General features: G+C 37.2%; 11 protein-coding genes. 6 read left to right on the top strand and 5 right to left on the bottom strand.

Features of this window, described 5'->3' with window-relative positions; all coding sequences use genetic code 11:
- Positions 1-27: 27 nt before the first annotated feature.
- Together H4J56_RS10880 and H4J56_RS10875 are read right to left on the bottom strand one after the other, a co-directional pair.
- Entirely contained in the window at positions 28-330 is a 303-nt protein-coding gene (locus H4J56_RS10880) for a winged helix-turn-helix domain-containing protein (RefSeq protein WP_182215312.1), read from the bottom strand.
- On the bottom strand, positions 330-1,835 hold the full coding sequence (locus tag H4J56_RS10875) for a hypothetical protein (RefSeq protein WP_182230600.1): 1,506 nt from the start codon (positions 1,833-1,835) through the stop codon (positions 330-332). The genes H4J56_RS10880 and H4J56_RS10875 overlap by 1 nt, the downstream gene beginning before the upstream one ends.
- Positions 1,836-2,080: 245 nt before the next feature.
- Between H4J56_RS10875 and H4J56_RS10870 the strand changes: the two genes are divergently transcribed.
- Positions 2,081-3,265, top strand: a complete 1,185-nt coding sequence (locus H4J56_RS10870) for an NAD(P)/FAD-dependent oxidoreductase (RefSeq protein WP_259364703.1) — start codon at positions 2,081-2,083, stop codon at positions 3,263-3,265.
- 126 nt (positions 3,266-3,391) lie between these two features.
- Here H4J56_RS10870 and H4J56_RS10865 read toward each other — a convergent pair whose 3' ends face one another.
- A complete protein-coding gene (locus H4J56_RS10865) occupies positions 3,392-4,300 on the bottom strand; it encodes a GGDEF domain-containing protein (RefSeq protein WP_182215308.1) in 909 nt (302 codons plus the stop codon).
- Between the two features lie 26 nt (positions 4,301-4,326).
- Entirely contained in the window at positions 4,327-7,323 is a 2,997-nt protein-coding gene (locus H4J56_RS10860; RefSeq protein WP_182215306.1) for a DUF3857 domain-containing protein, read from the bottom strand.
- 189 nt (positions 7,324-7,512) lie between these two features.
- Here H4J56_RS10860 and H4J56_RS10855 point away from each other — a divergent pair, with 189 nt between their 5' ends.
- The 5 genes from H4J56_RS10855 (at position 7,513) to H4J56_RS10835 (ending at position 12,334) form a co-directional block, all read left to right on the top strand.
- Entirely contained in the window at positions 7,513-7,728 is a 216-nt protein-coding gene (locus H4J56_RS10855) for a cysteine-rich CWC family protein (RefSeq protein WP_182215305.1), read from the top strand.
- 139 nt (positions 7,729-7,867) lie between these two features.
- On the top strand, positions 7,868-8,653 hold the full coding sequence (locus tag H4J56_RS10850) for a CPBP family intramembrane glutamic endopeptidase (RefSeq protein WP_182215303.1): 786 nt from the start codon (positions 7,868-7,870) through the stop codon (positions 8,651-8,653).
- 65 nt (positions 8,654-8,718) lie between these two features.
- Positions 8,719-9,663, top strand: coding sequence for a prolyl aminopeptidase (gene pip, locus H4J56_RS10845; protein ID WP_182259313.1), 945 nt, complete (start codon positions 8,719-8,721; stop codon positions 9,661-9,663).
- Between the two features lie 137 nt (positions 9,664-9,800).
- Positions 9,801-11,672 (top strand): M61 family metallopeptidase, encoded by a 1,872-nt coding sequence (locus tag H4J56_RS10840; protein WP_182259312.1) that lies wholly within the window; start codon positions 9,801-9,803, stop codon positions 11,670-11,672.
- 230 nt (positions 11,673-11,902) lie between these two features.
- The gene (locus H4J56_RS10835) at positions 11,903-12,334 is read left to right on the top strand and encodes a hypothetical protein (protein ID WP_182215298.1); all 432 of its coding nucleotides are present in this window, start codon (positions 11,903-11,905) and stop codon (positions 12,332-12,334) included.
- A gap of 72 nt (positions 12,335-12,406) precedes the next feature.
- On the opposite strand, the gene H4J56_RS10830 is transcribed toward H4J56_RS10835, so the two are convergent.
- Positions 12,407-13,447 carry a tetratricopeptide repeat protein gene (locus H4J56_RS10830; protein ID WP_182251034.1) on the bottom strand — a complete coding sequence of 347 codons (1,041 nt, stop codon included), beginning with the start codon at positions 13,445-13,447 and terminating at the stop codon, positions 12,407-12,409.
- Positions 13,448-13,497: the final 50 nt, after the last annotated feature.

Here is a 13,497-nt window from a genome sequence, read left to right as displayed (position 1 = left end):
TTTTAAATAATAACCTCTCATTATTCGTTAAAAAACATATCCTTCACCACGAAAAGTTTTAATCCGTGATTTGTCAGTGTTCACCAATAACTTTTTCCTGATGGTTGAAATATGCATATTAATACTTCGATTAGACTCGACCAGGCTACGCTTAAATATATGCTCAGCGATACTTTCACGGGTAACTAGTTGTGGAAAATCACTCATCAGCAACCACAATAAATTAAATTCTAATCCGGTCAGTGTAACCAACTGGTTGCAGCAATAAACTTCTCGACTACCCGGAAAAATTTCTACATCGGCGATTATAATTTTATCAGATACCAACATTATATTGTTTGATCAAACAAACTCACTTTATAACCAGTAGGAGCAGTATCATCAACTTCAACAACCATAAATTGTTCTTTCGATTCTTCATCTAGGATGAGTTCAAAAGCATTTAAGATGATCTCACTGCTGTTGTCTTGAGCAACCACATAAACTTGGTAGGTATTATTTTTTAAATACACGAGTTCGCTGTTGGCAAAGCTAACGGCTGTTTTATAAAAAGCACTTTCAATGGTTTCATCACTTCGGACAAAATAAATAGTAAACGCACCAAATTCAGTACTGTCGACAAGATTAACCATTTTAATTTCATGATCATAAATACTCGTTCTACTACTATTGCTAACGACTAACGAATGCACATCTAGCTGTATCTCATCAATATTACCATCACCGTCTTCATCAACATCACCATCTCCATCGTCATCGACGGCCACTTCATCAATATAAAAGAAAGCGGTTTTATGGCTATTTTCTCCTAAAGAAAGTAAATGGTTTTTCAACAATAGTTCATTTCCATCACCGACGACCAAATCGACACTGTAGTCTCCTTTAACAAGTTCAATCGGCTGACTTAGCTCACCTAGCGATAAGGCTTCAATTTCTGGCGAGTCGTCTACACCATTTAAATATAAGGAAAATTCACCTTGATAATCAGGTAGTAAATCATGCTTACCAATCGCATTGTACGCATTAAGTTTTGCTTCTGAGTCGGTATTAATAAATGATTCTATGAGTGAATTAGACATTTTATCAAGCATATATGGTGAGCTTCCCACGCCATTATTTTCGCGTATTGCGATGATATATTGGCTACTGTATGAAAAGCTTATATCATTCGATTGAAACAAAATTTCAGTGCTTCCTGGTGTCGTGATATAAAAAATATAATCATCTTGGTCAAATTTTTGATTAACCGATAATTCTTGATAACTATAGCTGCCAATAAAGTTAGCTTCATTGAAGGTTTCATCTGCTTTAGATAAATAGACATCGATACCTTCGCTATCGTCATGCATGTTCAGCACTCTAAAATTGAAGCGATCGTAGGTATCATCATCTTCATCATCAATAATATCTATATCGTAAGTGGTCACTGAAGGCGCTAAAATATCTTCTCCGATAACAATCAATTGAATCGCATCATTGTTAATTTTTATACTATCGGTATAAACGACCGTTAAGTCGCTACTGTCTGTGCTATCGCCATCTTGCCACGCCAGCTCATAGAAGTAAGAGCCATTGTCTACAATGTTTGCGTTTGATGCACTGCCATAAGGGACACCGTTATAAGTAAACTCAATTTCATCGTCACTTGTCGAAAAATCTTCATCTATCGTTAAATAGATCGCAGGAGAATTCTTCGTGGTGTTGTAGAGCTTCACATAACCTTCTGCATTAGAGTCACTATCAGACCCACCGCAGGCTGAAAGACTTAATATTACCGTCGTTACCATTAAAAACTTTATTCTTTTAATGCAAAGTATGTACTTTTTAGTATTCATTGACTCACCTAACTCTTTATTGTTGTCTGCGCTTTATTAGCCGTTTAAATATTGCCAATGAAATTTTGGCAGTTTCAATGGCAATAGAGTCACGTGCTGCTGATTAGTTCTGACATTTACACAATCTTTGCATTTCTTTATCTTGGCGGCTTTTTGTTTAAACAACATCTCGTGTAATAACACGACTATTCAAGATATAATGATTTATAAGAAATAAAGTAAACTTAAAATCATAGGAAAATGCTTTGCAAATTGACGTGTTAGTTATTGGTGCCGGTGCTGCAGGATTGATGTGTGCCGCAACAGCTGGTTATAGAGGCAAAAAAGTCGTTGTCGTCGATATGGGCAAGAAACCAGGCCGTAAAATACTGATCAGTGGTGGCGGACGCTGTAATTTCACTAATGAAGATGCCGGTGCTGAACACTATATTTGCCAAAATCCTCACTTCATAAAATCAGCATTAAGTCGTTATTCAGCACAAGACTTCATTGAACTTGTTGAACGCCATGGCGTAAATTATCATCATAAAACATTAGGGCAGTTATTTTGTGATGACAGTGCAAAAGATATTGTTGACGTTTTGATGACCGAATGTGATTGGGCAGGCGTTGAAGTTAAAATGCGTAATGAAGTACTTTCAGTCACTAAAACTGACAGTGGTTACCAAGTCCAAACAACAGAAGCGAGTTATAGCTGTAAATCATTAGTGGTCGCCTCTGGTGGCTTAACAATGCCGAAGCTTGGCGCAAGTCCTATTGGCTATAAAATAGCAGAACAGTTTGGCTTGAATGTATTACCAACAACAGCGGCATTAGTGCCTTTTACTTTACATGATCACGATAAAACCCGCTTTGATGGTTTATCTGGTATAAGTATATTTACCGAAGTCGCTAGTGACAGCGGCGAAACCTTTAAAGAAAATATTTTATTTACCCATCGAGGTTTGTCTGGCCCCGCCATTTTGCAAATATCCTCTTTTTGGCAAGCAGGTCAAGCAGTAACCATTAATTTGTTACCCGATCACAGCTTAAATGACATCATCGCTGAATGGCGCCAGCATCAAGCGCAAAAATCGCTTAAAAATTTGCTCGCGACCTTACTACCAAAAAGGTTCATTGAGTGCTTAATTGAAAGCAAAGACATTCCTGACAAAGCGGTTAACCAACTCAACCATGCAGAAATTCAAGCCATTCATGCTTTTATTCACCAATGGCAAATCAAGCCTAATGGTACTGAAGGTTATCGAACAGCGGAAGTTACACTTGGCGGTGTTGATACCGACGAATTATCTTCAAAATCTTTTGCCGCCAAAAAGAGCGATGATTTGTATTTTATTGGTGAAGTGATTGACGTTACGGGTTGGTTGGGTGGTTATAATTTTCAAGCGTGCTGGGCTCAAGGAGTGGCGACCGGCTTGGCGGTAGTGTGATAAATAATAGTATCTTAGTCTGCGCTATTCGGGTTGTTATTCTAACGTCTACTGACTCAACTAAGAACTACGCCCTATAAAACCACTACTCATCAGTAGTTATGCAGATTTTTGTTAAACCCCTTTTTAACAAATCTGGTTACGACCATTACATTTCGCTTGGTATAAGCGTTTATCTGCATTATTCATTATTTGGTCAATCGATTTGATCTCATTTGAACTTTCTACCACACCCACTGATACCGTGATCTTTAATGATTCATTTTCAAAAGGAATAATAAGGGCTTCTATTGATGCTCTTATTCGTTCGGCAATGATACTGGCATTATCTTTGTCAGTATTAGGTAATAATATGGCAAATTCTTCTCCACCCACCCTAGCAAAAGTATCATAGTTTCTTAGGTGCGTCTGAACATTGTCTGCAAACCCCTTTAAAAATGCATCACCGGCGGCGTGACCAAATTTATCATTAATATGCTTGAACTTATCTAAGTCCAGAAACATTATTGAAAATATTTTGTTTTTCCTGCTACTTCGATTGAACTCGGCCTCAGCTTTTTCATAAAAATAACGGCGATTATAAATACCGGTAAGAGAGTCTGTAGTAGCAAGCTTTTGAAATTGTTCAGACATAAGCTGTAACGCTCTCGCGTTTGCCTTTTTTTCTGTAATATCTGTGATGTACATATAAAGGTAATCATTGTGAACAATCTGTTCGGTAACGAGAAACCACTGATCTTCTTGGGTATCGACTTCAAACGTTCTATAAGGACAACTTCTTCTCTTCGCTGAGGCATTAGATAACCAAGCTTCTATAGTTGTAAATTCAATATTAATCCCTTTTGAACGATTGAAGCAGTCTGCACTTAGCTCAGAAAAGCTTTTGTTAAGCGCCTCTTCAGCAGACATACCAAATAATCGACCGATAGCATCATTACAATAAATGAGACGATCATCTCTATTGAAAATTCCGACTCCATCTTTAGTTAATGCTAAAGACTCAATGATTATCTTCTCAATTGAAATATCCATCATTTACTTATCCCATTACAAAGATACCGCTAACGTACCTTAGCTAACTCCCAGAGTGCCGTTAACTTATCGACAAATAATTTATCGCCTGTATTTGTCGAAGCAACAAACAGTTTAAAGTTAGTGTCATCAAGACGAGTAACCGTCACTATGGTATTTTCATCTGTTGCTTTGCCATAAGTAACACTGATGTCTTTAATCTCATGAAATTGGACTTTTTCAAGCTGGAAACCATCATTGTCATCTTGCCAATAAGAGAAAACTTCTTTATCGGTAAAGCCATTTCCGTCATCACGAATAGTTAGAAAAGCATCACTATAAAAATAATGGATCGTTTCATCGGCAGCAACAACATTCTGTCGATAAAGATATTTCATGTCGTGTTGCATAATTTCATTTTGCGAAATAACCGAATCACTTGGCAAAAAAGGCGTTTCTTGGGCGACGGTAAAACTCAGCAGTGGTAAACATAATATAATCGCAACAATGCTGTGTATATTCCATCTTGAATTGTACTGAATGGCCTCACTGTTTCGATCGTTAATACTATTAATGTATTTTACAAAAGGAATGAAGAGTAAAGGTAATAGCATTATCAATACATTCAAAACCTTTTGCTCTGTATAGTTACCCACTAATGAGAGTATTAAATACACCAATGCAAAAATTACCGCTATAAAAGGCAGCATCACTTTGTTTTTATCAAAACGTTCAATACTGTCATTTTTTAATGCTAAAAATAGTGGATAGAACCAAATGATAGAAAAGAAACCTCGTACGATTGGCATGATATCGCTTTGCTGCTTTTGTTTAATAACCTGCCAATTTCGATACATCCAATAGGCACTATAAAGTCCAAAGGTAAAAAATGACAGGGTAATAAATTTAACTAGTGCTACAGGAAAAAAATGACTATTAGCAAATACCGGTCGTTTATTAGACTCGATTCGCCAGCTAACAAGAAGTGCAACCAAGCCGATAGCATAAGTCCACATTGCGATAAGCATCCAACTCGCTAAAGGGCTTTCTTCATCGTCAACGTCAACCGTACTGGCTGTCTGTTTCGCATATTTAGTAATGCCGTAGTAAGCTTTACTTCTTAACGTTTTTCTTGCAGCAAGATAACTTTCCACTTCATTTGCCGGAATATGATCAGTCTTAGAGCGGTATTCAAAGGTTAAGTTTAAGATATTATCGGTAAAGGAAACATCGCGTTTAAAAAAGAAAAAATCATTGTCTTCAACGAAGCTATCATCATCAAATTCCCAGTTTTGTTCTTCGAATTCTAAGGTGATTTTATTAATAATATTATTTGGGTAAGCGAACCACAGCGGCGCAACTCTTGCGACTTGCTTGGGCTTATAAACAGCATTTCTGATATCCGTAGGATAGAAGCTTCTTTCATAATCAACCTCTCCTTTTTTCCAAAATTCGTTAATCGTGTAGCTTTCGGCTAATTTCAAAACGCCTGTTGAATAATCTGTTGTAATATCAACGGCGGAAGTAGCTGTTAATTTAGGATAAGTACTTTGATAAAAGGTTTCATAGTCTGTGGAAAGTTTCTTTTTACCCGCTTGTTCAATTTGACTGTGCTTAGTTTGCGCGGTATCACCTAAATATTCACTGACAATATAATAGGGTACTGCTTGCTCTACATTTTCGCCAATAACATAACGGTCTTCAACATGAGTATAAGAATTTGACTGACTATTAGCCATTGATGTTAATGCTGTTTCTCCCGGTTTGACTACCAACGCAAATCCATAATCGGGTTGAAAAAGGTAGGCTAAACGCCCTTCTTGATAACTTAACGTCGGATCTAACCAAATACGTTTACCATTAAATTCTAAGGTAACAATAACGTGATTAAACAAATTAACCGCAGGGAGTTGTTCAACAAGAAATTTAGTTTCTTCGGTATTAACTAAGGCGGGATATGCATCAATGCCCAATGCCTTTAACAGCGTAATAAACAATAAGGCTTTGTCTTTACAGTCGCCATATTTCAACGCTAAGGTTTCATGGGCCGGTGTCGGTAAATGGGAATTAACCCCCATTTCTAAGCCAACATAGCGTATATTGTCTTGCGTATATTTTAATGCTGCTGCAATTTGCTCTGCTTGGCTTTTATTTTTTTGCTGAAGCTCATTAGCAATTTCAATAATCGTTTTATGTTGTTCACTCGGTTGATATAAGGTTTCAGCCCAGACAGCAACATCGCCCCAGTTTTTACTTTCACTAAAGGATACTAAGCCATAAGGTTCATACCAACCCGGCACTTCGCTTGCTGATGACAGTGTTTCAGCGTTATGCATATGCACTTGGTATTCGGTGTACTCACCCAGTTTTTTTTCTGTAATTGGCACTGACACATTGCGCGTGCTGGAAAATAAAGGCTTACTTTTCCCCCAAAGCACTCGAACAAATTGATCTCGTATTGGTACACTCCAACTCAGTGTTCGGCTATAAGCGAAAATACCTTTATAAACCGGGTTGTCGCCATAACGCGTAAAACTATAATCAATGGTGTCACCCTCTTGAATATCGTCAATAAGGATATTGAGTGTTAAGGAGCCATTGTAAATTTGATTTTCTAATTCGGTTTCTCGGTTTAATAATGAAATCTTTGCACTCGACAATTTGTCAATACGTTGCCCATCTCGAATAACGAACAAGGTATTGAGTACCAGCTTTCGGTAAGTAGGGTCAAAATCGAGATTTATTTGCGAGATATAATCAACACCAGCTTGGTTTACAACTGTTTGAACATAGCGAGAATACCAAGCACTTTGTTGTTTTTCAGATAATTTCCTTTGTGAATCCAGTAATTGATAAAATACACCATCGGTTATTTCGTCTACGGGAATGTCTTTTGCTAGTGTGATATCACGAGACTCAACCCAAGTAGGGGCTGCTTCAATATAAATGTCATCATATTTTTCGCCGTGCGTTAAGCCGCTCAGTAAGAGTAATAAGGCACTAACGATAAATATTTTTATTGGGGGTAAAGAATTGAAAATACGCAAAAAAAATCCTTTTTGTTTTTATTATCTAGCTAGTTTGCCTTTAATGAGGTCAATAAAGCAACATTTTTAACAACATTAGCCATGCGAATCAAAAAACTACACTACCCATAAAAGTAAAGTCAGCTTAGGTTTTTCTTGCTATGCTTGTCGAGCTACACTGTCGCCCTACAATTCAAGCGTAAATAATCTATGACTATAAATATAGAGACCAGCAACTGCCCTCTTTGCCAACAAAAAAATCGTTGTGATGTCAATTCACCTCAGCAATGTTGGTGCACTTTAGAAAAAGTGCCCAAAGCCTTAATTCAACAAGTTCCTGATAAAGCCAAGGGTAAAAGTTGTATCTGCCAAGCATGTATTAGAAAATTTAATTTAACTGAAAAAGATAACTTCACAGCACTTTAACGAAATTCTCAACTCGCTAATCTTTTAAATATTTAGCACTGCAAGCACTTAATCAACAGAGAAAAAAACACTTTCCCTATTTACTGTAAATGTTACTACTGAGTGTTTTCTCTTTATGTCCTAATACCAAGGAAAAGCAATGTTAGCTGATGCACAAAAAATAGCGGTAACATTAACTGGAACTCGTCGCCCGTGGAGCGCTACAGCAACGTTAGGGTTAACCTTACTGTTTTTTATCCTCTACTTTATTATTTCGATTACTGTTCTTGCTATAGCCGCAGGCATAGAAGTCGCCGCACCAGCAATGAGTATAGATCGCGTCCTAACCGCTGGAGTAAAAATAAGTCAAAGATTAGCACTCGATGGTGACTTTAATGCGATTAACTATCTGATCACGGCTTTATGTTTAACCCCCTTGATCTTTTATTGCGCAGCAAGAAGAAAGCTAACAACAGCTGCGGCCTATTTAGGTTTTAACAAATGGCCAAATAAAGCCAACTTCATTAATTATAATCTTGTCCTAATAGGTTATTTTATCTTTTCTTACTTTGCCTCAGATGCCTTAGGTATAAAAACGCCACAAAGTATGATAAATATTTATAACACTACTGATTATCTATTCTTGCTCTTTATTGCCGTCGTGATAGCCGCCCCATTTTTTGAAGAACTTATTTTTAGGGGCTTTATCTTTAAAGGATTAGCAAGCTCGCCTTTAGGTGTTATTGTTACGATTATTATAACCAGTGTGTTATTTACTTTAATTCATGCGGGCCAGTACGATATAAACATACTCGTGGTATTATTTCCTTTAGCCATTATTTTAGGTGTATCACGCTATAGTAGCGGTGGTATTTACCTACCGATTTACCTGCACTTTATAAATAATTTATACTCCAGTGTAACTATGTATTTATTCATGAACTAGCTAGATAGCGATAACATTAACCCTAGTGAGATTAATTCATTTCATTATTAACGATGAGCGTAGCAATGAACGAACTTTATCCAGAAATCACACCTTTTGATCATTTTTTATTACCCGTTGGTGACCAACATAAACTCTATGTAGAACAATGTGGTAATCCAAAAGGACAAGCCGTTGTTTTTATTCATGGTGGACCAGGAGCCGGGAGTTCAGCCAATGACCGACGTTTCTTTGATCCTGAGAAATATCTCATTATATTATTTGACCAACGTGGCTGTGGTCGTTCGTTGCCTTTTGGTAGTTTAGATAATAATAATACTCAGTTATTAGTTGCCGATATTGAGAAAATTCGTCTAAAGCTAAAGATTAAAAAATGGCATGCTTTTGGTGGTTCTTGGGGATCAACACTGGCTTTAGTCTATGCACAAACTCACCCTGAATCAGTGATCAGCTTGGTATTACGCGGTATTTTTTTAGGGCGTGCCGAGGATACTCGATGGGCATTTGAAGGCGGAGGTGGTACTCGAATTTTTCCTGATTATTGGCAAGAGTATCTTGATGCTCTGCCTAATGGTGAAATTCAGACCGGTGTTAAAACAGCCTACGACATTATGACAGGTGACGATAAAGTAGCTGCAGAGCGAGTTGCTCAAGCATGGGCTAAATGGGAGATCCGTTGTTGCACGCTAAAGCCTAACGAAGAGTTTGTTGCTGCACTCACCGGCGATGATTCTTCTTGGACTCTCTCTCGCCATGAAGCTCATTATATGGTGCATGGCTGCTTTTTGTCGGAAAATCAGATACTAAAAAATTGTCATAAGATTGAAAATATTCCTATGGTTATTGTTCATGGCCGTTACGATATTGTCTGCCCTTTTGACAATGCTTGGCTCTTACATCAACAACTGCCAAATTCTACATTGTTCAGTACAATTGCTGGCCATGCTTCAATTGAACCGGAAACAAGAGATCAGTTAATTAATACCACCAATAAAATGCTAACGCTATAATATTGTTTATTATGAGCTTTTTTTAATGATATGGCTTGCTTACTTTCATTATTGTTAAAAGTACTACTGTAAAAAATAGTAATAATTCTCTACACTAAGCCAATAATTATACAATATAAAACGCTTAGGATTAAAAAATGAGAATTGCCCCCACAGTTCTTTTAGCATTAATAGTGTCTTTTTCAAGTCACTCATTACCTGTTAAAGACAACGTTACACATTATAAAGTGACTTTCGAAAACGCGGTTCATCATGAAGCGCGAATTTCGGTAACCTTTCCAGACATTGAAAGCCAAGTTTTGACCGTTCAAATGAGCCGCACCTCTCCAGGGCGCTATGCTTTACATGAATTTGCTAAAAACGTTTATAACGTGACTGCTGTAAACAGTATGGGCGAGCCCTTAGAAATTACGCGACCTAACCCTTATCAGTGGGCAATCGACAATCACGATGGTGAGGTAACCGTAACGTACACCTTATTTGGTGACCGCGCTGATGGTACTTATGCTCAAATAGACAGAACACATGCTCACTTGAATATTCCTGCTACGTTTATGTGGGCATCAAACCATGAGAAGCGTCCTATAAAAGTAACATTTGAACCTTTTAGTTCAACATGGAAAGTGGCCACTCAGCTACAAAAAACCCAAGATAAATATACCTTCACTGCCCCCAACTTAGCCTATTTTATGGACAGCCCAACAGAGCTTAGTGACCACCAAGTAAAAAGCTGGACTGTTCACTCAAGTGGCAAAGATTACCAAATTAACTTAGCTGTGCATCACGATGGTCTCGAGGAAGATTTAGTTGAATTTACCCGTCAAGCTAAAGCTGTAGTTGCTGAACAAATTAAAGTTTATGGCGAATTACCTGCTTTTGATTACGGAGAATACACTTTTATTGCCTGTTATTTACCCCACGTCAATCGCGATGGCATGGAGCATAGAAACTCAACAATTCTCACTAATACTCAATCATTAGATGAAGGGAATTTTTCACAATTAGGCACCTTATCACATGAGTTCTTTCATGCTTGGAATGTTGAACGCATAAGACCTAAAGCATTAGAACCTTTTAACTTCAGTGCTCATAACATGACAACAAACTTATGGTTCGCCGAAGGTTTTACTTCTTACTATGACAAATTAATGATCCGCAGAGCGCAAGAGTCTACGGTTGATGAATACTTAAAAGCTGTTACCAAGACGGTTAATCAGGTTGAGCAAGTACCTGGTCGACAATTTTTCACCCCTGAAGGTGCGAGTATGCTGGCAACGTTTACCGATGCGGGTACTTCTATTGATAAAACTAATTTTAGTAATATCTTTTTCAGCTATTACAGCTATGGCAGTGCCATGGCATTAGCACTAGATTTATCTATTCGCCAGCAATTTCCAGGAAAATCACTTGATGATTTTATGAGAAAAATGTGGACAGATTTTGGTAAACCAGAAATTCCTTACACCCGTGAAGATTTGCGCCACACCTTAGGGACTTTATTAAATAATGATGCCTTTGCTAAGCAGTTCTTTGAGCAATATATTTATGGACAAGTAAAACCTGATTACGCATCACTATTAACTCATGCTGGCTTAAAAATAGTTAGTGCTCACCCAGGTGATGCTTTTTTAGGTCAGGTTAAATTTAATTTTAATGGTGAAGCTGCCATTATTGAGAAACCAATAAAAATTGGCTCTCCTCTTTATCAAGCAGGTCTTGAACGTACTGACCAAATAGTTAAAGTAGGTCGAAGAACTATAGGTAACTACAGTCAATGGACAAGTGCATTAGAGCAATTTAAACCGGGTGAAAGTACAACGATTGAATACATTCAACGTGGCGAAAAACTATCAACCACGATTACCTTTATTGAAAATCCAGAAGTGAAAGTAATAGCCCTAGATGATGAAGAGATAAGTGAATCACAAAAAGCATTTATATTGGCATGGCTTGGCGCAGATAAACCAAAAGAAAATAGCGATAAAAATAAATGGAGTCCTAACTCCTAACCGGTAAAAGTTATGCGAGAAGTAAAGTTAACCTAACCATTAACTTTACTTCTTTCAATTGCTTATTGTAAGTTTACATTTTAATCACTTTTATATTACATTTATTACAAATGATAATTATTACCAATAAAGGCTTTATTTTTATGGTGATTCAGTTGTAATATATCGGCTATAATTTGTTGTTATGCTAAGAGCTAGTTTCTTTTTAGCGTATTTTATAGGACTTGTTTGTGTCATATTGCCAAGAAAAAATCGAAGAGTTTACTCATCCCATAATTCATTTATTAGGCGAGCAATTAACATGGCGCTGGGAAGACAGATTTTCCGCTATGCTGTCTGAATTCTCTCGTGATAAAAAAGATAAAACGCTAGACGCACTTCGCCAACAATTTCAACATGAATGGAATAAAAAAACGGCAAAAAAAGCACCACAAGAAATTAAAGAATACTTAGGTCCCTTAATTAAACTTAACAAAGATCAACTTATTTTAGCTCGACCTGCCACAGATTCAACACCAGCGATTATAGCGTTATGGTGGCCTTGGGGACACGGAGGCACGTATTCATTGCGTTTAGCCGTATTAGATTCACCTTACGAATACGATGAGTCTGCGCAAAGTGATGGAAAGCTCCTTAGCCGCATAAAGAATATGTTTTCTTAATGAACATCGACAATAAATCCGATATTGCAGCCTCTTACTTTTAAATCTATACCCACCAAGTCTATTTAGGTTCTATTTGTCTATATGAAAATTAACACCTTGCTCTGATAATACCTTGATAAAGACACTTTTACTGCACTGTGCAACTTGCTGGCAAACAATAAGGTATTTATCTATGGCGGGTTGGTGGTCTTGTAAGGCTGCTTCTTGTAACCAAAATAGTGCTTGGTTTAAATCTTGCTCACCATGCTTACCTGTGATGTAAAGTTCAGCTAAATTAACTTGCCCAAGCTTATAGCCTCTTTCAGCTGAGAGGTTGAATTTTTCAAAGGCTAATTCGATATGGTTATCTATATAGCTCGCTTCTAAAAAAGCTAAACCTGAATTGTTCTGTCTTGCGCCAGGGAAGTAAGTACTACTTAAAAAACGCTTTTTCGCGGTTACAACGGGCTTACCCCTTAATTCATTTTTAATCGGTCTTTCAACCCGATAAATAGCACCTTGCGTGCGCATTTTATGTAATTCAGCAAAACTGTAATGATATTCTTTTCTTGAAAAAAAACTAAAGTGGGTTACATGCCCGACTCTAATGCTTTCATCTGCACCATGCTGCATACGATAAAATAATCGGCTATAGACCACGGTTGCTACATCACCGGTAATATCAGTAACCTTCCCAACACGGTATTTTTCATTGGGTCGTAACTCACTAGAAAGATACCGAAAATCAACATGGTAGAAGTCATTAACAGCAGGGTTTTCGATAAACTGATCAGACAATTGATGTTGCTTGATTTCACCTTGTACTAAGTAACCTAGGAACATTAACGTTAAAAGCGATCCTAAAAATTTACTGAACAATCGCCAAGCGGGAAATAGATTTTTTGACAATTCTTTGACACGCTGTTTTGGTAAAGTCGCTGCATCGGTTTGAACCCAGCATTGCTGACATTGAATAATAGTACTTTTTTTAACCGGGTAAAATGGAATAGACTCAATAAAAAAGAAGGCATATTTAATCACGCCTTTCACCTGATGATGCTTACAACCACAATCAGGACAAGTTAACTCATTGATTATACTACCTTCAATTGTTGATTCACTGTATTCCATTGTATACTCTTTTTTTATTCCATTATTTTTTATACCATTGGTACAAAAAT

It is taken from the genome of Colwellia sp. BRX8-4, assembly GCF_014077345.1.
GTDB lineage: Bacteria > Pseudomonadota > Gammaproteobacteria > Enterobacterales > Alteromonadaceae > Colwellia_A.
This window is presented reverse-complemented; position numbering and strand designations above follow the sequence as displayed.